The 23,321-nt window shown below is 52.5% G+C and carries 20 protein-coding genes and 1 other RNA gene; 14 read left to right on the forward strand and 7 right to left on the reverse strand.

What is annotated here, in order from left to right:
* The first annotated feature begins 217 nt into the window (after positions 1–217).
* The 9 genes from queF to VLV32_01625 all read left to right on the forward strand — a co-directional run bounded on the left by queF (position 218) and on the right by VLV32_01625 (position 10,440).
* Positions 218–634: a preQ(1) synthase gene (gene queF / locus VLV32_01585; GenBank protein ID HUL40588.1), complete on the forward strand. Its 417-nt coding sequence runs from the start codon at positions 218–220 to the stop codon at positions 632–634.
* Between the two features lie 411 nt (positions 635–1,045).
* Positions 1,046–2,242 carry a succinyldiaminopimelate transaminase gene (gene dapC / locus VLV32_01590; protein ID HUL40589.1) on the forward strand — a complete coding sequence of 399 codons (1,197 nt, stop codon included), beginning with the start codon at positions 1,046–1,048 and terminating at the stop codon, positions 2,240–2,242.
* Positions 2,243–2,245: 3 nt separating this feature from the next.
* Positions 2,246–3,067: a 2,3,4,5-tetrahydropyridine-2,6-dicarboxylate N-succinyltransferase gene (dapD, locus tag VLV32_01595; protein HUL40590.1), complete on the forward strand. Its 822-nt coding sequence runs from the start codon at positions 2,246–2,248 to the stop codon at positions 3,065–3,067.
* A gap of 166 nt (positions 3,068–3,233) precedes the next feature.
* Positions 3,234–4,022 carry a hypothetical protein gene (locus VLV32_01600; GenBank protein ID HUL40591.1) on the forward strand — a complete coding sequence of 263 codons (789 nt, stop codon included), beginning with the start codon at positions 3,234–3,236 and terminating at the stop codon, positions 4,020–4,022.
* A gap of 3 nt (positions 4,023–4,025) precedes the next feature.
* Positions 4,026–5,198 (forward strand): PilT/PilU family type 4a pilus ATPase, encoded by a 1,173-nt coding sequence (locus VLV32_01605; GenBank protein ID HUL40592.1) that lies wholly within the window; start codon positions 4,026–4,028, stop codon positions 5,196–5,198.
* 150 nt (positions 5,199–5,348) lie between these two features.
* Positions 5,349–6,482 (forward strand): succinyl-diaminopimelate desuccinylase, encoded by a 1,134-nt coding sequence (gene dapE / locus VLV32_01610; GenBank protein HUL40593.1) that lies wholly within the window; start codon positions 5,349–5,351, stop codon positions 6,480–6,482.
* Positions 6,479–7,396, forward strand: a complete 918-nt coding sequence (prmB, locus tag VLV32_01615) for a 50S ribosomal protein L3 N(5)-glutamine methyltransferase (GenBank protein HUL40594.1) — start codon at positions 6,479–6,481, stop codon at positions 7,394–7,396. Before dapE ends, prmB begins: the two co-directional genes overlap by 4 nt.
* A gap of 102 nt (positions 7,397–7,498) precedes the next feature.
* Positions 7,499–8,842 carry a hypothetical protein gene (locus VLV32_01620; protein ID HUL40595.1) on the forward strand — a complete coding sequence of 448 codons (1,344 nt, stop codon included), beginning with the start codon at positions 7,499–7,501 and terminating at the stop codon, positions 8,840–8,842.
* Positions 8,843–8,850: 8 nt separating this feature from the next.
* Positions 8,851–10,440, forward strand: a complete 1,590-nt coding sequence (locus VLV32_01625) for a FecR family protein (GenBank protein HUL40596.1) — start codon at positions 8,851–8,853, stop codon at positions 10,438–10,440.
* A 119-nt stretch (positions 10,441–10,559) separates the two neighbouring features.
* Here the strand turns inward: VLV32_01625 and VLV32_01630 are convergent, their stop codons facing one another.
* The 6 genes from VLV32_01630 to ffs form a co-directional block, all read right to left on the reverse strand.
* On the reverse strand, positions 10,560–11,384 hold the full coding sequence (locus VLV32_01630; protein ID HUL40597.1) for a pseudouridine synthase: 825 nt from the start codon (positions 11,382–11,384) through the stop codon (positions 10,560–10,562).
* A complete protein-coding gene (recR, locus tag VLV32_01635; protein HUL40598.1) occupies positions 11,332–11,928 on the reverse strand; it encodes a recombination mediator RecR in 597 nt (198 codons plus the stop codon). Before recR ends, VLV32_01630 begins: the two co-directional genes overlap by 53 nt.
* A gap of 31 nt (positions 11,929–11,959) precedes the next feature.
* Positions 11,960–12,286: a YbaB/EbfC family nucleoid-associated protein gene (locus VLV32_01640; GenBank protein ID HUL40599.1), complete on the reverse strand. Its 327-nt coding sequence runs from the start codon at positions 12,284–12,286 to the stop codon at positions 11,960–11,962.
* A gap of 17 nt (positions 12,287–12,303) precedes the next feature.
* Positions 12,304–13,887: a DNA polymerase III subunit gamma/tau gene (dnaX, locus tag VLV32_01645; GenBank protein ID HUL40600.1), complete on the reverse strand. Its 1,584-nt coding sequence runs from the start codon at positions 13,885–13,887 to the stop codon at positions 12,304–12,306.
* A gap of 11 nt (positions 13,888–13,898) precedes the next feature.
* The gene (locus VLV32_01650; GenBank protein ID HUL40601.1) at positions 13,899–14,438 is read right to left on the reverse strand and encodes an acyloxyacyl hydrolase; all 540 of its coding nucleotides are present in this window, start codon (positions 14,436–14,438) and stop codon (positions 13,899–13,901) included.
* 57 nt (positions 14,439–14,495) lie between these two features.
* Positions 14,496–14,592: signal recognition particle sRNA small type (ffs, locus tag VLV32_01655), an RNA gene on the reverse strand.
* Between the two features lie 724 nt (positions 14,593–15,316).
* Here ffs and acs point away from each other — a divergent pair.
* The 4 genes from acs (at position 15,317) to VLV32_01675 (ending at position 20,800) form a co-directional block, all read left to right on the forward strand.
* Positions 15,317–17,287, forward strand: coding sequence for an acetate--CoA ligase (gene acs / locus VLV32_01660; protein ID HUL40602.1), 1,971 nt, complete (start codon positions 15,317–15,319; stop codon positions 17,285–17,287).
* Between the two features lie 119 nt (positions 17,288–17,406).
* A complete protein-coding gene (locus tag VLV32_01665; protein ID HUL40603.1) occupies positions 17,407–17,622 on the forward strand; it encodes a hypothetical protein in 216 nt (71 codons plus the stop codon).
* Positions 17,623–17,637: 15 nt separating this feature from the next.
* Positions 17,638–20,436 carry a sensor histidine kinase gene (locus VLV32_01670; GenBank protein ID HUL40604.1) on the forward strand — a complete coding sequence of 933 codons (2,799 nt, stop codon included), beginning with the start codon at positions 17,638–17,640 and terminating at the stop codon, positions 20,434–20,436.
* On the forward strand, positions 20,429–20,800 hold the full coding sequence (locus VLV32_01675) for a response regulator (protein ID HUL40605.1): 372 nt from the start codon (positions 20,429–20,431) through the stop codon (positions 20,798–20,800). The genes VLV32_01670 and VLV32_01675 overlap by 8 nt, the downstream gene beginning before the upstream one ends.
* Positions 20,801–20,839: 39 nt before the next feature.
* On the opposite strand, the gene VLV32_01680 is transcribed toward VLV32_01675, so the two are convergent.
* Positions 20,840–21,508 (reverse strand): response regulator transcription factor, encoded by a 669-nt coding sequence (locus tag VLV32_01680; GenBank protein HUL40606.1) that lies wholly within the window; start codon positions 21,506–21,508, stop codon positions 20,840–20,842.
* Between the two features lie 440 nt (positions 21,509–21,948).
* Here VLV32_01680 and VLV32_01685 point away from each other — a divergent pair, with 440 nt between their 5' ends.
* Entirely contained in the window at positions 21,949–23,274 is a 1,326-nt protein-coding gene (locus tag VLV32_01685; protein ID HUL40607.1) for an MFS transporter, read from the forward strand.
* Positions 23,275–23,321: the final 47 nt, after the last annotated feature.

Raw genomic sequence — 23,321 nt, forward strand, 5'->3', positions numbered from 1 at the left:
CGGGATGCATCGCGGAGGCCTGCTTGCTGTTTCGGGTTGCCGAGGGATGGGTCGCCGCCCGCTTGCACCCACGCAGTCCAACGTACCTCGGAACGCGTGCGATCGCGTGCGCAGCGCTACAGTTGAGTCAAATTGCCGAGAATCTAGATGCTGCCGCGCAAGCCGCAAGGCCGGCGTGGCGACGGAACGAAAGTTAGCCGAATCTGCTGACCATTAAATGCCCTTCAAGCCCAGCAAAACGTTCGAAACCTTCGCCAACCCCACGCCGCGGCGGGATTATCTGATTCGCATGGAAATTCCCGAATTTACCTGCCTTTGCCCACGAACTGGGCAGCCCGATTTCGCGACTCTGATTCTCGAATATATTCCGGACAAGAAATGCGTGGAGCTGAAAAGCCTCAAGCTCTACATCTGGTCGTACCGTAACGAAGGCGCATTCCACGAAGCTGTCACCAACCGCATTCTCGATGATTTGGCAAAGGCGGTGAAGCCGCGCTTCATGCGCTTGACTTCACGATTTTATGTGCGTGGCGGAATACTCACGACTGTAGTTGCGGAACATCGCAAATCAGGTTGGAAACCGACGCTGCGGGTGGATACGCAATTATTCGAGAGCCTGTCCAGCAGCGGTTGACGGCCTGTCTTTTGAGGGTGTTCTGGGCCCGATTGACCCGGCAACGGGCCTGCGGCGGGTGCTGATGAATGCACCGGCGCTTCAATGGGCGTCATGGTTTCGCCCGTAATCCAATATGCCGCGCCGTTCTCGCTTGCGCAAGCGCGGGAATATTAATGGTGCGGTTACCGCTGTTACCACTTGAAGCATATTGTCTTCGCAGATTCACCAAAATACGCTACTCGCCCCGAGGTATTACCTCGCTGCGCCATTAAGCGCAATGGGTCGACGATCCAAAAAAAATAGGTGCCTAAAACCGCGGCCGCTCCCGATACGCTGGATTCGTGTTGTGAACAGATACAGGACCTTTATAATGCGTCGTTTCTATGGGAATGTTTGTCCGTCGCCCGGTTGAATGTTTTGCTGCTCGCCATGAACCCTAACCTCAATCGCTTGCAGCCCTACCCCTTTCAAAAGCTGGCGCAATTGCTGGAAGGTATCACACCCAGATCAGATCTGCCCCCGATCAATTTGTCTATAGGCGAGCCGAAACATGCAACACCGGAATTCATACAGGAAACTTTGACGAAGAATCTTAACGGCCTCGCGAATTACCCGGTAACCCGAGGTAGTTTGGGCCTGCGGCAAGCTATAGCTGCGTGGCTCTTGCGCCGTTTTCACCTTCAAAAAATCGACGCGGATAGCGAAGTCTTGCCCGTAAACGGCAGCCGCGAAGCCCTGTTTGCAATAGCCCAAACGGTCATCAATGCATCGTTGCCCAAGTCTGTGTTGGTGTGTCCCAACCCGTTTTACCAGATATACGAGGGAGCGGCTTTGCTCGCGGGCGCAGAGCCCCAATTCCTGAACCTCATGCCACAGAAGAATTTCAGACTTGATTTCGACCAGCTTGATGAAGCTGTTTGGCGGCGATCGCAGCTGGTTTACATTTGCACCCCGGGTAACCCGTGCGGCAATGTCATGACGATGAACGAGTGGGAAGAATTGTTCCGGCGGGCTGATCACTATGGCTTTGTCGTTGCATCAGACGAATGCTACTCGGAGCTTTATTTTGACGAGCACAAGCCTTGCATTGGTAGCCTGGAAGCGGCGCAACGGCTCGGCCGGAGCGGATATTCCCGCCTTATCGTGTTCAACAGTCTGTCGAAACGATCCAATGTGCCGGGCATGCGCTCCGGGTGTGTCGCTGGCGACGCTGCGATTATCGAAAAATTCCTCCTTTACCGTACTTACCACGGCTGTGCCATGAGCCCGCCGGTACAAGCTGCCAGCATTGCCGCGTGGAACGACGAAACGCACGTGGTTGAAAATCGCCGCATGTACCGCGAGAAATTCACTAAAGTCGCGCCAATTCTGCTGCAGTTCATGCCAAATCTTGAAATTCCACAAGGCGGGTTTTACTTCTGGGCGAGGACACCCATTCCCGACGTTGAATTCGCGTGGCTGTTGTACCGCGATTATAATGTCACGGTCCTTCCCGGGAGTTATTTGGCGCGTGCAGCACACGGCATCAACCCCGGTCTTAATTATGTGCGCATCGCGCTGGTTGCGCCGCTCGCTGAGTGTATCGAGGCAGCACAGCGTATCGCCGATTTTATTGAGCAACTTTAAAACATGAAACAGTTGCAAACGATCATCAACGAAGCATTCGAGCGCCGTGCTGAAATAACTCCAGCCAATGCCGAGGCAAAGCTCAAAAAAGCCGTCACGCGGGTTCTTGAACTGCTTGACGCAGGCAAACTCCGGGTGGCCGAAAAAATCAACAGCCATTGGGTGACTCATCAGTGGCTTAAGAAAGCCGTGCTGTTGTCGTTTCGCGTTCGTGATAATTCGCTACTCAAAGGCGGCTTTACCAATTATTACGACAAAGTTGGTATGAAGTTTGCAAGCTATGGGGTTCAGGCGTTTAGCAAAGGCGGATTTCGCGTGGTACCCCCCGCTAGCGCTCGCGCAGGCGCTTATATCGCCAAAAACGTCGTCCTCATGCCCTCCTACGTCAATATCGGGGCTTACGTGGACGAGGGTACGATGGTCGATACTTGGGTCACAGTGGGCTCCTGCGCGCAAATTGGCAAAAACGTACATCTTTCGGGAGGTGTGGGAATTGGCGGTGTGCTGGAGCCGGTGCAGGCAAATCCGACCATCATCGAGGACAATGTGTTTATCGGCGCGCGCTCAGAAATAGTCGAAGGCGTCCTGGTAGAGGAAGGCGCGGTAATTTCCATGGGAGTTTTTATCGGGCAAAGCACTAAAATCTACAACCGCATGACCGGCCACATCAGCTATGGACGCGTTCCTGCGGGTTCGGTGGTTGTTTCCGGCAGCCTGCCTTCGGCCGATGGTAAGTACGGTCTGAACTGTGCGATCATCGTCAAGCAAGTGGATACGAAAACGCGTTCCAAGATTGGCATTAACGAACTTTTGCGGGAGAATTAAGCTTGGATGGCCAGCTATAGTTTGACTTGATTACCAAAAACGATAAAATCAAGGTGTGAAAACGCGAATTGTCGTTTCGAGCAGCTTTCGCCAAAACAACAAGACACTTGATGAACGCGGAGGTAAGAGGTAAAAGTACACCTAAGTAATTTGTGGGGAGAGTGAAGTGAAATTTCTGGATGAGTTAAAAAAAGAAGCGGAGACGCTTAAGGAAAAAGAGGCATTTGATACCCAAGCCAAGCTGAACACGCTCGGCCAGAATTTCATGCAGTTGCAGGCCAAGCTGCGCGTGATTTATTCCTATCTCGACGAGCTCGTTAAACAACTTAATATTGTCAAGCCGACGGTGTTGCGCTCGTATTATATCGAGGGCGTCGGAAATTTTGCGAACCTCAATCAGCAGGATTACTCTCTTAACAAGACCCACAAGAGTATTGACAACAAAGATTTCATCGACGAAATTACCCTGCGCTTCCGGTGCGGTCCGAGCGGGGCGTTAACTGCCGAAAAGGAATCGCCGTCCACAATTCAAGGATTGAAGGAATATCTGTGGAACTACAATATAAAATTTCAAACCCAGGAAATCAAGAACGATCGCGGTTACGTGCAACGGGTCGTCTTTAAAATTCCCGGCGAAGTGGGTGTCAAAATACTCATATGGGGCGATTTCGAAAAATCACAGATAAAAATTCACACTAAAAACATGGAACGGTTGACGGAGCGAGATTATATCTATGAAATTGACGAAGTAAACGACACGCTGCTTGACGAATTTTCCAAGTATTTAGTAAATAAACCGAATAACTTCCGGTTGGTTGGCAAACACCAAATCAACCCATCGCGTACGGCGTCATCCAGGCCCAATATTCTGGATACACAGTACCCGCAGGTAGAAGAGGACAAGAAAAAAGGCATGCTTGGATCGATCAAGTCCTTGTTTGGCGAGCGACGCTGATCCATGCAACTTAACCAGCTTTTCAAGCTGATGGCCGAGAAACAGGCGTCAGACGCGTTTTTTTCCAAAGCAGCACCCATTCACGTCAAGATAAACGGCAGCACGGTACCGCTTAATTCGCCGCCCCTGGATTCGGGAATTATCAAAAAGCTTGCTTACGAGATGATGTCCGAGGCGCAAATCCACGAGTTCGAATCCAGCATGGAAATGAACTTTGCCCATTTTGTTCCGGGTCTAGGAAATTTCCGCGTAAACCTGTTCCGGCAGCGTGGCGAGACCGCAATGGTAATCCGCTACATCACAGAAAACATCCCGCCTATCGACGAACTGGGATTACCCGTGTTTCTCAAAGATTTGGTCATGGAAAAACGCGGCTTCGTGCTTGTCGTCGGTGCCACCGGCTCCGGGAAGTCCTCGACCCTGGCCGCGATGCTCGATTATCGCAATAGTAAAAGGGCGGGCCACATACTGACGGTGGAAGACCCGATTGAATATGTCTTCAAACATAAAAAATCCCTCGTCAACCAGCGCGAAATCGGCACCGACACCAAGTCGTTTTCGAATGCTCTGGTTAACGCCATGCGTGAAGCGCCGGATGTCTTGATGATCGGCGAGATCCGCGATACGGAAACGCTGCAGCAAGCACTGATCTATGCACAAACCGGGCATCTGTGCTTATCCACGCTGCACGCCAACACCACTTATCACGCTTTGAACCGGATCGTCAATTTTTTCCCGCACGAAGCCCGTGCCAATCTGCTTCTCGATCTTTCTATAAGCTTGCGTTGCGTGCTTTCTCAGCGCTTGGTCAAAAGCCTGAGCGGGCGGCTGCTTCCGGCGGTCGAAGTTCTACTGAATACGTCGCGCGTCGGAGAGCTAATTAGGAAAGGCGATTTTGAGCAAATCAGCCAGGCAATGGAGCAAAGCATCTATCCTGGTTCGCAAAGCTTCGAGCAGGCATTATTCGGGCTCTTCAAGTCCGGTAAAATCAGCAAGGACGAGGCTCTACATAATTGCGATTCGGCCACCAACATGCTGTGGATGATCAATAACGCGTCTCAGGTCAAGGAACAGCCGGCTTTAAACCTGTCCGATGCGATGCTGGCAGAAACCAGTCAGCCGGAAAACGAAGATTTTACCTTGAGCATGGATATGCTTAATAAGCTGAAAACCTGATTGGTCTTTTCTGCTTCTTGCAGCGCAAATGTACGCGCCGCCCAGCCAGTTTATCTTTTTGCAAATAAATACCTTTTTTCCGATGATTGAGTTCCGGTTTATCTTTTCACTTTGGCCGGGTCCCGGCTTTCCAAAAATAGAATGCACACGATGAGCAAAACGCTGGAACTTGCCAAGGAGCTGATCGCCTGCCGCTCACTTACCCCGGATGATGCAGGGTGCCAGGACATTCTGCTAGATCGACTGAAACAAGCCGGCTTTCACTTGGAGAGAATTCGCGGCAACGGTGTAGAAAATTTCTGGGCGCGCCGCGGAGATTCCAAACCGTTAGTTTGTTTCGCCGGGCATACTGACGTGGTTGCAACCGGACCCCTGGAACAATGGGAGAGTAATCCCTTTACCCCAACAACGCGTGACGGCATGCTGTTCGGACGCGGCGCTGCGGACATGAAAACGTCGCTTGCGGCGTTTGTCACGGCCATAGAACGCTTCGCTCAGGAGTACCCAACGCATAACGGCTCGATTGCCATGCTGGTGACGTCTGACGAAGAAGGCGCTGCGATTAACGGCACTGCCAAGGTGGTGGGAGTGCTAAAAGAACGCAGGGAACTGCTGGATTATTGCGTTGTGGGCGAGCCCACATCGGCCAAAAGACTCGGCGACACGATTAAGAACGGGCGCCGCGGTTCACTTTCAGGAAGGCTGACCATAAAAGGCATTCAAGGCCATATCGCGTTTCCGCATGCAGCAAAGAATCCGATTCATCTGGCCGCACCTGCAATTTCTGAATTAGCCCAAACCCACTGGGATGGGGGTAACGAAAACTTCCCACCGACGAGCTGGCAGATCTCGAATATTCACGCTGGCACCGGTGCGCTCAACGTGATTCCGGGAACAGTCGAAATCCTGTTCAATTTCCGTTTTTCCACGGCCAGCAGCATCGAATCCCTTAAATCAAAAACGCACGCCGTACTCGACCGGAATGGTCTGGACTATGATCTGGAATGGACGCTTTCCGGAACTCCTTATTACACACCCAAAGGGTCGCTGGTCGAAGCAGTGGGACGTGCCGTGAAAGCAGTGATGGGCATTACTCCTCAGCTTTGCACCTCGGGCGGCACTTCTGACGGTCGCTTTATCACGCAGATCTGCGGACAGGTCGTCGAATTGGGTCCACTGAACACCACGATACACAAACTAAACGAATGCATAGCCATCGCCGACATTGAACCCCTGAGTGAGATATACAAGCAGATTTTGATAAATTTGCTGGTGGATTCTTGAGCACAGCCCGATTGCGCACGGTACGCGACGTGGTGCGCTTTGCGGTTAACCGGTTCAATCGGGAAGGTTTAAGTTTTGGACATGGTACGCACAACGCCCGCGATGAGGCGGCGTACCTCGTTCTGCACGCTCTGCGATTGCCGGTCGACCGTCTGGAACCGATTCTGGACAGGTCCCTCACCCGCAAGCAACTTGCAGCGGCGCTCAGGGTCCTGCGGCAACGTGTGGAAAGAAAAATTCCTGCCGCATATATTACACATGAAGCCTGGCTGGGAGAATTCCGGTTTTATGTAGACCAGCGCGTGATTGTGCCGCGTTCGTTCATCGCCGAGCTTCTGCGGACCAAGCTTAAACCGTGGGTAAGATCCGCGCGTGCCGTAACTACGGCGCTTGACTTATGCACGGGCTCCGGCTGCCTCGCGATTCTAATGGCACATGTTTTTCCCAACGCGGCGATTGACGCATGTGATATTTCCCGCGCTGCATTAGCTGTCGCAAGGCGCAACGTATCTGATTATGGCCTTGGGGATCGGATAAATTTGGTACGTTCGAATCTCTTCGAGTCGTTGCGGAAGCGCCGTTATCACCTGATTGTCGCCAATCCGCCTTATGTCAATGCTCAAGCCATGCGTACCCTGCCGACGGAATACCATTATGAGCCGAGGTTCGCTCTCGACGGCGGCAAGGATGGCCTCGACTATGTGCGCCCCATTTTGCAATCCGCGGCCGAACATTTGCGCGAAACCGGCTTATTGGTGATGGAGATCGGTCATAACCGGGCGATCCTGGAACGCGCTTTTCCAAAACTCGCATTTACTTGGGCAAACACCAGCGCGGGAAACAGCTCCGTTTTTCTGCTGGATCGCAATGAGCTATCCCAATTTTTCACGGCAGATCTACACTCGTCCGCTTGACTTTTTGAAAACTTTCCAATATAAAAACAGGTAAATAGTGGTAATAATTCACAATTCTAAAAATTGACCACGATGGCTGAAGGTTGCTAACCGGAGGATTTAATGGGGTTTAAGCACCTTGTCGCCATATTCCTTATAACAGCTGTTTTTCCAAATTTGGCTTTTGCTGCGATCGCGGATGAGGTCAAAGCAATGTTGGAGCAAGGCAAATCCAAAGATGCCTATGAGCTCGGTAGTCAGCACCCCGAGCTGCTTGGTGAACCTGCATTCGACTTTTATTTCGGCGTAGCCGCGATTGACTCAGGCCATGCCGGCGAAGGCGTGCTAGCGCTGGAACGCTACGTCATCACGTTCCCGAACAATATCAACGCCCGCCTCGAACTCGCGCGCGGCTATTTCGTACTCGGCGAAGATACGAGAGCCAGCGAAGAATTTAGGAACGTTTTAAAAACCAATCCGCCGGCCGAGGTGCAAACTAACATTCAGCGTTACCTCGATGCCATCCGTGCGCGCGAATGGCGCTATACAACGAGCGGCACAGCATATGTAGAAACTGGATTGGGCTATGACAGCAACGTAAATGCCGGGGTGAGTAATTCCAACATCAACCTGCCGGTGTTCGGGCCAGTTACCGTTCTGGGTGCGGGAGTAAAGCAGCATTCTCGCTTTCAATATGTGTCGGCCGGGGGCCAGGTGTCGCAGCCGATTGCGCCCGGCCTTACCGTGTTTGGGAGCGGTTCGGGCGCGCTGAGCTTCAATAATCAGGCGAGTCCGTTCAATCAGGAAACTTTCAATATAAGTTCCGGCCTGACTTATCTAAGCTATAAGAGCCTTTACCGCTTCAGCGGCTTTTACTCTTACACCGACCTTGACACCCATTCATTCCTGCAGTCGCCGGGTACCACGGCTGAATGGCAATACCAGTATGACGAGCTGCAGACATTTAGTACTTATGCCCAATACGCGAACTTAGACTATGGCGGAGACAACAGCCCGCGCAGCTCGAATTTTTACTCCGGAGGGCTGGGTTACCGCAAAGCATTTATCGCAAACTGGCAGCCCCTGTTCACGTTAGGCGCAAGTTATGGTCGGGAAAACAACACTGAGGACCGCGATGATTTTTCACGAAACATCTTTGCCACTCGGTTTGCATTGGGTGTCACACCTTTGCCCAAATGGGCGGTCAGCGTGGGCGGGATCTATCAAAGAAGTTGGTATCTGGCACCCGATCCAACGTTTGTAGCAGTGTGCAACAGCATCGGCAACTGCACTGTCCCGACCCGGATGGACAGTTTTTACTCGACTGATGCATCAATAAGTTATGCCTTTAATCCCCATCTCAGCGCGTGGGTGGAATTTCTTTACCAAAAGAACAATTCCAACATAGCGCTCTATTCGTATAGCAGAGATGTAGCCGCGTTTAAACTACGTTACGATTTCAAGTGAGGGCTGTCATGAAACCGTTCAAGCTTAGCTTGCTCTTAACCGCACTGTTGGTGCCTTGTACCGCAGCGTACGCCGAGGTTGTAGGTCGGGTATTGATGGCGGCGGGGGAAGCTTCGGTGATCCGCAATGAACAGGAGGTGCGCGTTTTAGTCGGTTCCGCTATTGAAGACCACGATACACTCAAAACCGGACCTTTCAGCAATATGCAGGTGCGCTTTTCCGATCATAGCATCGTGTCGTTGCGCGACCAAAGTCTACTTAAAATTGATGAATACAAATTCGACGGCAAGCAAGACGGCCTGGAAAGGGCCTTTTTCAACCTTTTGAAAGGCGGCTTCCGGACCATCACCGGCCTCATCGGCAAAGTCCACAAGACCAATTACGGCGTTAAAACCGCGACCGCAACCATAGGCATCCGCGGCACAAATTTTGCGTTGCTCCAGTGCGGTAAAGGCAGTTGCGGTGCTGCAGCCAAAGACGGGCTATACGGCCGGGTAAGCGGTGGGATCATCGCTGCAACCAACAATAGCGGAGAATATCAGTTCGGTTCAGGCGATTATTTCTATATACCCAGTAGGGATGAACCCGCGAAAAGACTCATTGGCCCTCCACGATTCTTTGCCGATCATTTGGCCGGGGAAGGGCACGTCGAACGCCTTCAGACCGCCTTTGGCGGGATTGAACACCAGAAAAACGGCGGCACGGGTTCCGATGGCCGCGCCAACCGGATTGAACAGCCTCACCAACAGCAAGTGTTCCTGGTTACTGAATTCATGGGTCCAAATTGCGGTCCGTCAGTGAAACCCCCGAAACCCCCGGTCGGGCCGCCTCCGCCCCCATCATTTGTGTTTCCGACAACAGGAGTAGGAGCGGTCGCCTATTACCCACTTGCGAGCGCTACCGCGACCGGTTCGATTATCTCGGGTACCTTTGTTGATAATGCTAACGGTCAGATGATTTCATTTACGGACACATCCGGTTTTCCTAACGGAAACGCGGGAAGCGCGCAAGTTCTAGACAGCGGCAGCGATGCCAGCGCTGGAAACTTGACTTGGGGACGCTGGGACTGCGGCACGGGTGGATGTGCGACCCCCCCAACCGTAAACGGTTCGCAGATAGGAGCCGGTCCTCCAATTCTCCATTATGCGATTGGTGATCCTGTAACTAGCATGCCGATCACGAATCCCGGTGGCTGCAGCGGCAATTGTGTGGCGTTCAGCCCTGTGGGTTTCACGACACCAACAAATGAAACTGGGATGACCGGTGCGTTCTTGGGCGGTTCGGTCATGGTTGATTTCGTAGCGGCTAGCATGAATACCAATTTGCAGGTCGGTTTTAACAGTGCTACATACAATATGAATGGTTCGACGAACTTTGCGTCGAATGGACAATTCCAAGGCGCCATCGCTGGTACTTGCACTGGAGCTTCATGTCCTGCTACAGCTTGTGCCGGAGGAGCTCAATGTGCGACCGGCGTCAACGGAGGCTCGTTTACTGGTGCCAACGCTACTGGAATTGCCATGGTTTATAGTTTCTCCGACGCCGCGGCCGGTGGTACTAACGGCAGTATCTCGGGGGCGGTAGGCTTTAAACGATAAGGTACCGGCAAGAAGCGTAGAATTGGTATGAAGGGGCCGCGCATTATTGAACGGCGTCTAGATACCTAACGCAGGAAGAGCCAATTAATTTGCCGGCGCATTCGGTTTCGGCTCTTGTGTCATTGCAGCCAAGCCACGATTGCCGCTACGTCGCTTTGATCGAGCTCTAGCGAGTGACCTCGCTTGAGGCGCGGCGGCAGGCGGACTTGACCGAAGCGCACGCGGATCAAGCGGCTCACGGTGAATCCGAGCGCTTCGAACATGCGCCTGACAAGGCGGTTGCGGCCTTCTTTCACCGTAACTCGGTACCAGCGATTTGCCCCTTCCCCGCCTTCGACTTCCAAGCATTCAAATTTTGCCTTGCCGTCCTCGAGCATCACACCTTTGCGCAATTGCCGTATCTGCCAGGCGCTCAGTTCACCGCGTACCCTTACAGCGTATTCGCGCTCGATTTCGAACTTTGGATGCATCAATCGATTTGCCAGTTCGCCCGAGCTGGTAAATATCAGCAGACCTGACGTGTTGTAATCGAGACGCCCCACCGCAATCCATTTCGCAGAGCGCATAGCGGGTAAGTGATCGAATACACTCGGCCTGCCTTGGGGATCAGAACGGCTTACAATCTCACCCTCCGGCTTATGGTAAATGATGATTCGAGGAAATGCCGGGACTAAGCCGAGTCTGATAATTCGCCTGTCAACGCGCACCGTATCATTCCCGCCCACTCGCGCGCCTATTGTCGCGACCTTGCCATTTACAGTGACACGCCCGCTTAGAATTAGCTGCTCCATGTTACGGCGCGATCCTAGCCCGGCTTGTGCCAGAATCTTATGCAGTTTATGCGTCGTGTGCGGCTCGCCTGCTGGATTCACGAAACAAAAAATACACGGATCAAATCGAGCGGCGTTCCAGTACCGCTTGTGCGAGCGTGCCGCTATCCACATGCTCTAGCTCCCCGCCCACGGGCAGCCCGCTTGCGAGGCGGCTCACCTTTATGCCGCGCGGCCTGAGTAACTCGCTGACGTAGTGCGCCGTTGCTTCACCTTCTACCGTGAAATTAGTCGCCAGCACCACTTCGTTCACAATCCCGTCCTGGGCGCGCTTGAGTAGCCGATCAAGATGAATTTCTTTCGGTCCTACGCCGTCGAGCGGCGACAAACGCCCCATGAGGACGAAATACAAACCCGGATAGCAATGCGTTTGCTCCACCATCAGCAAATCGGCCGGGGTTTCCACGACACATAACAAGTGTGCATCTCTCTTCGGCGAACTGCAAAGACTGCATAAATCTTGCTCAGTAAAGTTATTGCATTTCGCACAGTGCCTTATGTTCTTCAGGGCCCTGTGCAAGGCGTCCGCAAGCTCTAACGCGCCCGGCCGGTCGCGCTGCAAAAGATAATAAGCCATGCGTTGCGCCGATTTGGGCCCAACTCCTGGAAGGCAATGCAGCGAATCGATAAGTCGCTCGAGACTGGAAAGCGATTTCATTGCCGCTTTGGCGCGATTGGGTACTTGATATTCAAAAAGGCAATTTGAAACCCGGCGGCAAACTCATTCCTGCAGTAAACCCGCTCATTTTTTCCTGGATTGCCGATTCGACTTTTCTCGCCGCATCGTTCATCGCCGCTGCGAGCAGGTCTTCTAGCATTTCTTTGTCTTCTCCGAGCAGGCCTTGATCGATAAAAACCTTTTTCACGTCATGGCGGCAGGTCATAATTATCTTCACCATGCCAGCCCCCGCTTGCCCTTCAATTTCGAAGTCAGCCAGCTGTTCTTGCATCTTTTTCATGTTCTCTTGCATTTGCTGGGCTTGTTTCATCAGATTCCCTATACCACCTTTTATCATCCTCTGCTCCTGACTGGCTATTGAACGGGTTTTATCGAAGAATCTATTACCTTGGCGTCGAAGTTTTCCACCAGCTCGCGCACGAAAGAATCTTTTTCGATAGCTTCGATCGCGTGCATTTGGCGCTGCTTTTTGTCTCGAAGTTCTTTCTCTGCAGGAGAATTGCCGTTGCCACCTATCGCAAAAGTAACGGCTATACGGATACCAAAATAATCGCTCAACGCGAGCCTCAGCTTTTCCTGATACGATTTCTCCAGCAAATGCTTGTGCAGATCAGGAATGCGCAGTTCCAAGCTGTCGCCAGTGTAGTTCGCGAGTTCGCAATGCTGCGCGAGCATCTTTGCCATACCCCCAAGCTTTAACTGAGCCACCAGGCCTGACCAGTCTCCGTCAAAGCGGTTTTTTTTTAAACTCCCGTCGGTTCCAGTCTTAACCGACTCACCGCCCGTATCAAGCAGTGATGGCTGCACCGCGGTCGCCATAGAAGATTTTTCTTGCTGGAGACTGAGCACTGGACTATCCGCGGGCATGAACGTCAGCATGCGCAGTAAGGTCATGGTAAAACCGGTGTGTTCATCGGGCGCAAGATCGATTTCATTGCGTCCTCTTACAGCGATATCGTAGAACAATTGTACATCTTCGTGACCAAAATCGCGAGCCAATTCAATAACCTGTGCCCGTTCTGGCAAATCTGCTGGAAGGGCGTCGGGCACAGTTTGCGCCAGGGCAATTTGTTGCAATAGCGTGGCCAAATCCTGCAGGGCGGCTTCCAGTGAAAGGCTGCGACTTGCCATTTGTTCCACTTGTGCGACAAGCGCAGCCCCATCGCGATTTAGCAGCGCCCGTAGAATTTCGAACAGGTATGTCTGGTCAATTGCGCCCAGCATTTCGCGGACACCGCTATCAGTTACCTTGCCCGCGTCGTGCGCAATCGCCTGGTCAAGAAGGCTCAAGGCGTCGCGCATACTGCCTTGCGCGGAACGAGCGAGCAACTGCACTGCTGACGGCTCGGCGGAAATTTTCTCGTTTTCCAGCACGCGTTGCAGGTAACACGCGATCACCGGCGACGGAATCTGCTTCAGATTGAACTGCAGGCAGCGCGAGAGCACCGTGACCGGTATCTTTTGCGGATCGGTGGTGGCAAGAATGAATTTGACATGCTCGGGCGGCTCTTCCAGGGTTTTCAGCATGGAATTAAATGCCTTTGCGGACAGCATGTGCACTTCATCTATGATATAGACCTTGAATCGTCCGCGGGTGGGCGCGTATTGCGCGTTGTCCAGTACCTCGCGCATGTTGTCTATGCCGGTATTGGAAGCGGCGTCGAGTTCCAGTAAATCAATAAAGCGTCCTGCATCGATCTCGCGGCACGGCGCGCATTGGCCGCACGGCGCTGAGGTAATTCCATTTTCGCAGTTGAGCGACTTGGCAAGGATGCGGGCCAGTGTGGTTTTGCCTACGCCGCGTGTCCCTGTGAATAAATAGGCGTGATGCAGGCGTTTTTGCTTTAAAGCATTCGTTAGGGCTTTGACGACATGTTCCTGCCCCACCACTTCATTGAAATTTTTGGGGCGCCACTTGCGCGCGAGAACGTGGTTCACGGATACGGTTACTAGTTGAAGTGAATCTGAAAACGGACCAGCTGAAGGTTTAACCCCGGATTTGGCGCTTTAATGCTCGCGTTCGACATGTGCTGAAAGCGGTAACTAAGGTCATATATGCCGTGCTCTCCAAAGCGAAAGCCAACCCCCACATGTTCGCCAAACTGGAAAGCGGTACCTGATTTTACACTCTCGGTTAGGGTCGTACGCGTCCAAAGGTGTGCCCCAACGCCGGCGTCAAAGTAAGGGGCAATTGTCGTAAGGTCAGTTTTCTGGTAGCGAAATGTCGGGGTAAAACTGAAATCCCCAGCGTCATTGCTGACTAGCTGACCGCTTCGCGCAAACAAACCGCCTACCGAAGCATCCCAGTATCCTCCGAGATGCCAACCGTGCGCCGCGAACCATTTTTGACTCCAGTCCCATTGCATCCCAACACGTAACGCATCAATCCCGTCCCCATAGCCGGCCTCTATCGAAACGCTGTCAACTGCCCCTGCATTGACACTTGCAATAACAAACGGAATCAAAATAAAGATTCTGATTTTTTTCACTCAGATTTGATCACTTGAATTGATAATTGTGCCTGCATCATAGAACAAAATCATTGTGGAGGCGAGCCTTGCCCCGGCACTTGCAGAAATAGCTGTGGCTGCTTCCTTCCGGACCTGACCAAATTTACTATCCTGCAATGCGGGGAGGCCCGCCATAACCGTTCATAGCGCGTTCACAGATCACCAGTTATTTCAAATTTTCGCCTACAGCGTAGGGAAACCGATTCCGCAATACGCCAATTTTTATGGTCTGTTACTTTACCGGAAATGCTTGCGTAGGGTAATCTGCTTCTGTCTGTAGCGAAGATTATTAGGCGCGTCGGTAGCTTTAGCCCCATCACAGTCCATGTTGTGCTTCAACAAATCCCCGAAACGGGCGGGATGAATGATCGCTGCGAGATCGCATTCCAGAACCGGAGTAATTTTTTTCAATAAATAACGAGCCGGACGGCGAGCACAAGCTAGCGGGGCTTCGGCGTTAGATCGAACGTCAAGGCGCGTTACAGGTGGCGACCGATTTTCAGTGCGCGATACGTCTCGTGCCGTCTGAAATGTGTTGCAATATGTCGAGTAGTATTTTTCGACCCCCAGGTATAAATTAATGTATCACAGCAATAGTATAATATAATATATTGATATATAGCAATATTATTAAAAACGATAATTGCGAGTATTCCTGAATCCGTTGCTAATGTTAGAATTCAAAATAAGCGTGCGCGCCGTCCGTGTTAATAGAATTTTCAAAGTACGAGGCGTATCGCAACTGAGTAATACCGTTTCGACTATTGTTCACAAGTACTAATAACGCGTTCTCAAAATAGCGGGCACACCTTTTTCATTTTAAGCATTTTCCTCACCCAAGTTAGACGGAGGAGTCCATGTCATCAACCATTGAATCGGTCCTTGTCGAATCACGAGTATTCCCGCCCGACCCCGCTCTCGCAAAGAAATACAATGTGCCGAGCATGGAGGCGTATGAAAAACTTTGTGCCGAAGCAGAACGCGATTTTGAAGGATTCTGGGGGCGACTGGCCAAACAACACTTGCTGTGGCACAAGCCGTTCACCAAAGTGCTCAACGAGACCAAGGCGCCGTTTTTCAAGTGGTTCGAGGACGGTGAGCTCAATGCCTCCTACAATTGTCTTGACCGCCATCTTAAAACCCAGCCGGACAAAGTCGCGATAATTTTTGAATCGGACGACGGCAAAACTACGAAAATCACGTACAAGCAGCTTTATCACACGGTCTGCCAATTCGCAAACGGATTGAAATCGCTTGGAATCAAGAAAGGCGACCGCGTGCTCATCTACATGCCTATGTCTATCGAGGTGGTGGTCGCAATGCAGGCTTGTGCCCGCATCGGAGCCACGCATTCGGTAGTGTTCGGCGGTTTTTCGGCCAAGAGCCTGCAGGAGCGCATTGTAGATGCAGGCGCAGTAGCCGTAATCACTGCCGACGGTCAACGCCGCGGCGGCAAGGAAATTTCACTAAAACCGGCGGTGGACGAAGCGTTTGCTATGGGTGGTTGTGAAGCGGTGAAAAGCGTGGTGGTTTACAAACGCACAGGCAGCAGCATTGCAATGCTAGCGCCGCGTGACAAGTGGTGGCAGGACGTGATTAAGAACCAGCCGCAGGAATGCGAACCAACCTGGGTAAATGCAGAGCACCCGTTATTCATCCTTTACACGTCTGGCTCGACCGGCAGACCAAAAGGCGTGCAGCACTCTACTGGCGGCTATTTGCTATGGACAATATTGACGATGAACTGGGTGTTCGACAGCAAACCGAGCGATATCTTTTGGTGCACGGCGGATGTTGGCTGGGTGACAGGCCATTCTTATATAACCTATGGTCCCCTTGCAGTAGGAACCACTGAAGTTATGTTTGAGGGGGTTCCGACCTACCCGGATGCCGGCCGGTTCTGGAAAATGATACAGGACCATAAGGTAAACGTGTTCTACACCGCACCCACTGCCATTCGCTCGCTTATAAAAGCCGGGGCCGATTTGCCAAAGAAGTACGATCTTTCCTGTTTGCGAATACTCGGTACCGTAGGTGAGCCGATCAATCCAGAGGCATGGATGTGGTACTACGAAACCGTGGGAAATAGCCGCTGCCCCGTCATGGATACATGGTGGCAGACAGAAACCGGTGGTCATATGATCAGCCCGCTACCGTGCACACCGCTGAAACCCGGCTCGTGCACGTTCCCTCTACCCGGTATCATGGCTGCAATCGTGGATGAAACCGGCCGCGATGTGGAAAAAGGCAAAGGGGGGATTTTGGTCATCAAGAGGCCCTGGCCTGCGATGATTCGCACCATCTGGGGCGATCCCGATCGCTACAAGAGTTCTTATTATCCGGAGGATTTCAAAGGCAAGTACTACCTCGCAGGCGACGGAGCCAGCCGCGATGAAGAAGGATACTTCCGTATCATGGGCCGAATTGACGACGTGCTTAACGTGGCTGGGCACCGTCTCGGCACCATGGAGATCGAGTCGGCGCTTGTAGCCAACACCAAGTTGGTTGCCGAAGCTGCGGTGGTCGGGCGCCCCGACGATATGACCGGCGAAGCGGTTGTCGCATTTGTTGTATTGAAAGGCGCGCGTCCGAATGGGGAAGACGCCATGAAAATTGCAAAGGAATTGCGCGACTGGGTGGGCAAAGAGATCGGGCCAATCGCCAAGCCAAAAGACATTCGCTTTGGTGATAATCTGCCCAAGACCCGTTCCGGTAAAATCATGCGACGCCTGCTGCGTTCGATCGCCAAGGGCGAGGAAATCACCCAGGATATTTCAACTTTGGAAAACCCGGCGATCTTGCAACAACTTAAGGAGACCGTTAAATAAGCGCAAGCGGTCAACACAGCCAAAAAAAGGGCGCTATTTTGCGCCCTTTTTTGTTTTTCCAGGTAAGACGGCCACTATAATGCGTTTATGAATGCTTCACATATTTGCGCGGGCACGCCATGAAATCTTCTTTGATTAAGGGACAACGCTTAGTGGCGCTTTTCTTGCTGGGCTGCTTGCTGTTCAATTATCCCCTGCTTTATCTCTTTAACAGCGACAGCCGGGTCTTCGGCATCCCCCTGCTTTACGCCTATATCTTTGGCGCTTGGACCATGCTGATCGGCCTGATGGCGTGGGTCGTTGAGGGAACGGGTCGCAAGGGCTCCAGGGACTGAAAGCGCGGAAGCAAAATGCTCCACGGCTGGGTTGTCATCGTTTGCTCATTTACCTATCTTGGCATCCTGTTCGCCGTCGCCTATTACGGGGACAAGCGCGCGGATGCAGGGCGCAGCATCATCGCCAATCCCTATGTGTATTCCCTGTCGCTCGGTGTTTATGCCACTGCGTGGACCTTCTATGGCAGCGTGGGGCGTGCAGCAAGCAACGGCGTTGGTTTCTTGCCGATTTATCTTGGCCCCACTCTGATGATTGCCTTATGGTGGCTGGTCCTACGCAAGATCATACGTATTAGTAAGATCAACCGCATTACGTCTCTGGCCGATTTTATCGGCTCGCGCTACGGTAAAAGCGCGTTGCTTGCTGGACTCGCTTCCATTATCGCAGTCGTTGGTATCGTTCCTTACATTTCGTTGCAGCTCAAAGCCGTATCCACCAGTTTTACAATTCTTTTGCAATATCCCCAAATCGTCATGCCTATCAATCTTGGGACCGTTCCGATCTTTGGCGATACGGCGCTTTATGTGGCGTTGCTGTTGGCCGCATTCACCATTTTGTTCGGTACGCGGCATCTGGATGCCTCGGAACGCCATGAAGGCATGGTAGCCGCGATCGCCTTCGAATCTCTGGTGAAACTTCTAGCCTTTCTGGCAGTGGGAATTTTCGTTACATTCGGTATATATCACGGGTTCGCGGATATATTTGCGCGCGCGGCCATCAATCCAAAATTACAACCCCTGCTTGCGCCCCTGGGTGGAGTTGCTGGAGGTTACGGAAGTTGGGTTTGGTTGACCATATTGTCGATGTTCGCAATCATGTTTCTGCCGCGGCAATTCCAAATGGCCGTCGTCGAAAACGTAGATGAGAATCACTTGAATAAGGCAATGTGGCTGTTTCCTCTCTACATGCTGGCCATCAATATCTTTGTACTGCCGGTGGCTTTCGGCGGCTTGATGCATTTTCCCAAGGGAGTTGTGGATGCCGATACCTTCGTCCTTACGGTGCCTATGGCGGAACGACAGCAAGGCCTTGGCCTGCTGGTTTTTATCGGCGGACTGTCTGCCGCTACCGGAATGGTAATTGTCGAAACCATCGCTCTCAGCACCATGTTGTGCAACGATCTAGCAATGCCGGTGTTGCTGCGAATGAAAGTCTTGCGCTTGGGGAGCCGTAAGGATTTGAGCAATCTGCTGCTCGGCATTCGCCGCGGGGCCATCGTATTAGTACTGCTTCTGGGCTACGGGTATTTCCGTCTGGCCGGTGAGGCTTACGCACTGGTTTCCATCGGATTGATTTCGTTTGCCGCAGTAGCGCAATTTGCGCCGGTCATCCTAGGAGGAATTTTCTGGAAAGGCGGAACAAGATCGGGGGCACTCGCCGGATTGAGCATCGGATTCCTAATATGGTGCTATACCCTGCTTCTCCCCGCGTTCGCGAAATCGGGCTGGCTGCCCATCAGTTTTCTTGAACAGGGTCCTTTTGGTATCGCGCTGTTGAAACCGCACCAACTATTCGGCTTGACCGGACTTGACGTAACCACGCATGCGCTGATTTGGAGCATGCTCGGCAACATCGGCGCCTATGTGGGTGTGTCTTTGAAAAGCCGCCCCAACGCGATCGAGCAAGCCCAAGCCACCTTGTTCGTAGATGTTTTTAAGCAAACCGGCGACGTGGGCGGCTCCCGTTTCTGGCGCGGTATTGCGTCCGTTCCCGCGTTGCACGCTTTGCTACGGAGATTTCTCGGGCCGATACATGCCGATGCAGCTCTGACTTCTTATGCGAAGCAGCGTGGGTTGGATACTATCAGCGAAATTGAAGCGGACGCAGACTTGGTGCATTTCGCTGAGACCCTGCTGGCGGGTGCAATCGGGGCGGCGTCAGCGCGGGCAATGGTGGCGTCAGTCGTTGAGGAAGAACCGCTGGGCATTGATGAAGTACTGAATATCCTCGAGGAAACTTCCCAGGTCATCGCTTATAGCCGCAAATTGGAACAAAAGTCTCGCGAGTTGGAAGCAGCATCAGCAGAATTAAGGACCGCTAACGAGCGCCTTGAAGAGCTGGACGAGCTCAAAGACGATTTTGTTTCGACCGTATCTCACGAACTGCGCACACCGCTAACTTCAATTCGCGCTTTGTCCGAGATATTACTCGGCCACCCGCAATTGGAAATATCAGAACGCAGCAGGTATTTAAAGATCATCATAAAGGAAAGCGAAAGACTCACCCGCTTGATCAATGATGTTTTGGATCTGTCCAAGATCGAGTCGGGAAACATTGAGTGGAACGTCGCTGACGTGGACCTGAGAGAGGTTATTGGGGACGCGGTCTCGGCAACGGATCAATTGTTCAAGGAGAATAACGTCACATTGGAAGTTCAGCTTCCCAATAATTTGCCAGCCGTCCGCGTGGACCGAGATCGGTTGATGCAAGTCGTCATCAACATGCTCTCCAATTCAGTCAAATTCTGCGACAGACGGGCGGGAATGGTTTCGATTGGCGTGCGGCAAAGCGCACAGTCGCTGCGGGTAGACGTGCGGGATAACGGACCCGGCATCAGTCTTCGAGATCAGCAAATTATCTTCGAAAAATTTCGTCAGGCAGGCGACACTTCACAAGGAAATCCTCAAGGAACTGGGCTGGGCCTGACTATCAGCCGTCACATCATCGAGTATTTCCAAGGCCGACTATGGGTCGAAAGTGACATAGCACAGGGTGCAACCTTTTCATTCACCCTGCCTCTAAAAACAGAAATCAATTCCCAGATTCCGGACCTGGAGACAAATTTGGAAACCCCGGATTCCCGCCATGGCTAAGAAAATACTTATCGTGGATGACGAGCCCAATATTGTCGTCTCGCTGGAGTTCTTGATGGAGCATTGCGGTTATACGGTCAGGGTTGCGCGAAATGGCGAGGAAGCCTTGCGACAGGCGGACGCCTTTAAACCGGATCTGATTCTTTTGGACGTGATGTTACCGTTGAAAAGCGGCTTTGACGTGTGTCAGAAAATTCGTGAAAACAGAACCTTTCAGTCAACCAAAATCGTCATGCTCACTGCCAAGGGACGCGATATCGAAGCTACCAAAGGCCTCGCTCTGGGTGCCGATGCCTACATTACCAAGCCTTTTGGCACCAAAGAATTGCTAGACCAGGTTGAGCGCCTGCTGGGCGAATCTTAAGTAGCGTTGCAACGCGGGGAATTGCGCGCCGCTTCAGCTCTACAAGTGATCTTCGAGCATATAGCCGCGACCGTACAGCGTACGCACCGTAATCCCGCTACCGTCTATTTTTCGGCGCAGACGATGGACATACACTTCGATCGCGTTGTGGCTAACTTCCTTGTCGTAATTGTAAAGCTGCTCGACCAAATGCTCTTTGCTCACGACCCTCCCAAAGCGGCGCAGCAAAATCTCCAACACGCCGACTTCGTGCGTGGAAAGGTCTAGCGTCCTACCGTTGATGCTGGCAACGCGGCCTACTGTGTCATAGCTCAACCCCGCGTAGCAAACGATCGGTGTACCCCCCGCTCGCTCACGCCGCAGAAGCGCGCGCACCCGAGCCTGTAGCTCGTTAAGGCTGAATGGTTTCGCTAGATAATCATCGGCGCCAAGATCGAGACCCATTACTTTTTCTTCGGGTTTTTCGCGGCCCGATAAAATCAGTACCGGCAAAGATGGATTATGGCGCCGCAACCGACGTAACACCTCGAATCCGTCCAGTTTGGGCAACCCGAGATCCAAGATCAGCAGCCCGAACACGCCGCCCTTGAGCGCCTCGTCTGCCGCCACGCCGTTTGCAACCCAGTCGACCGCATAGCCGGCTTGCGAGAGCGAGAACCGGAGCGCTTCTGCGAGTGCCGCGTCGTCCTCGGTAATTAGGATTCGCAACGCCTGCCTCCTTCCCTATGTCATCTATCGCGACGACACCGCGCAACCTCGGTTAAGCTAATGAAATTGCATGTTTTATTGATTCTGTTCTGCTATCACGAAACAACAGGTGATGCCGAAAGCAGCAGCAACCTGAGGCGTATGGTTCAGAATTTTGTAAGTATTATTCCATAAGATGGTTTGCAGCGGAAAACGAATAACATAAGGCGTTTTTCGTAGCCCCTGCCATACTGGAGCGGGCCACTTATCCGGCACCTAAAATTAGAGAGCCTGCGCAATGACCACAATGGCCGGGTGGTGCGAGTCGGAGCGGCAAGCATTAGCGATTCGTTTTTTTGCCTGGCGCTAAAGAAGCGACCGCCGATTCAGAAGCACGATGGAGGCATGCTGCCGAGCGGCATTTCGGCTTAAAACCTAAAAGATCTAAGGAGGAGACAACTATGGAACTCGCTAAGGATTTCCGGCGCGTAATTCTCGCCGCGTCGGTCGGGAATGTCATCGAATGGTATGACTTCTATATTTTCGGAAGTTTGGCTGCAATCTTGTCGGTAAAGTTTTTCGAAAAGAGCCATCCAGTCGCGGCTCTCCTGAGTACGATTGCGCTGTTTACGGCTGGATTCTTGGTCCGCCCACTTGGCGCATTTCTGTTCGGATGGGTGGGCGACCGCGTAGGCCGCAAGTACACGTTTCTCATCACCTTGAGCGGCATGGGCATCGGCACAGGCTGTATCGGGTTAATTCCCACTTTCCAATCCATCGGTCTGGCAGCGGCGTTTATCCTCTTCGCTCTGCGGATGATCCAGGGCTTGGCGCTGGGTGGTGAATACGGAGGTGCCATAACCTACGTCGCCGAGCATGTGCCGGATGAGCGCCGTGGCTTCTACACCGGGTGGCTGCAAACCTCTCCCACGCTTGGGATCGTGGTGTCACTGGCCATAATAATCGGGACCAAGGCATACCTTGGCGCCGACGCATTTAACGAATGGGGTTGGCGTGTCCCGTTTCTATTCTCTTTTTTATTGGTTGCAATCGCAATCTACATCCGCCTGCAGCTACAGGAAACGCCGATCTTCAAGGAGATCAAAGCCAAGGGCGAGATGACGAAGAACCCGTGGAAGGAAGCTTTCCTTAGCAGGAATATCAAGTATGTTCTGATTGCAAGCATTATCGTGATCGGCGAAGGGGTCGTCTGGTACAGCGGGCAATTCTGGGCTTTGTTCTTCCTGCAGCAGGTGTCGAAAGTGGATGTCGTGACTTCGGCCTACATCGTGGGGATCGCGCTGCTTATCGCAACGCCGACGTTGATTCTTTTTGGCTGGCTATCCGACCATATTGGGCGCAAGCCCGTCATATTGACCGGGTTCCTGCTCGCGGCGGTCACCTACTATCCCCTGTATTCATGGCTCGGGCAGGTTACCCAGCCGGGCAACATCAACTACCCCACCGCAATTTTCATTATTGTCATCCTGGTGGCTTATGTTGGGATGGTTTACGGCCCGATTGGAGCGTTTTTGGCGGAATACTTCCCTGGCAGGATTCGCTACACTTCAGTGTCTGTTCCCTACCACATCGGCAATGGCTGGGGCGGTGGGCTGGTACCCTTAATTACCGTAGCGGCGTATAAAGCGACGGGGAGCCTCGGCAACGCACTGATTTATCCGATTGCGGTGCCCGCAGTGTGCTTCCTGCTTGGCCTTTTGCTAATGCCGGAGACACGCCATCACAGCATCTGGGAACCCGGGAAGACTCATGCGCATGCGCGGTAGATAAAAAGCATCCAATTAGTGCGCAAAGCCCGCCCTCGAGGCGGGCT

This window comes from Burkholderiales bacterium (assembly GCA_035518095.1).
In the GTDB taxonomy this organism is placed as follows: domain Bacteria; phylum Pseudomonadota; class Gammaproteobacteria; order Burkholderiales; family JAHFRG01; genus JAHFRG01.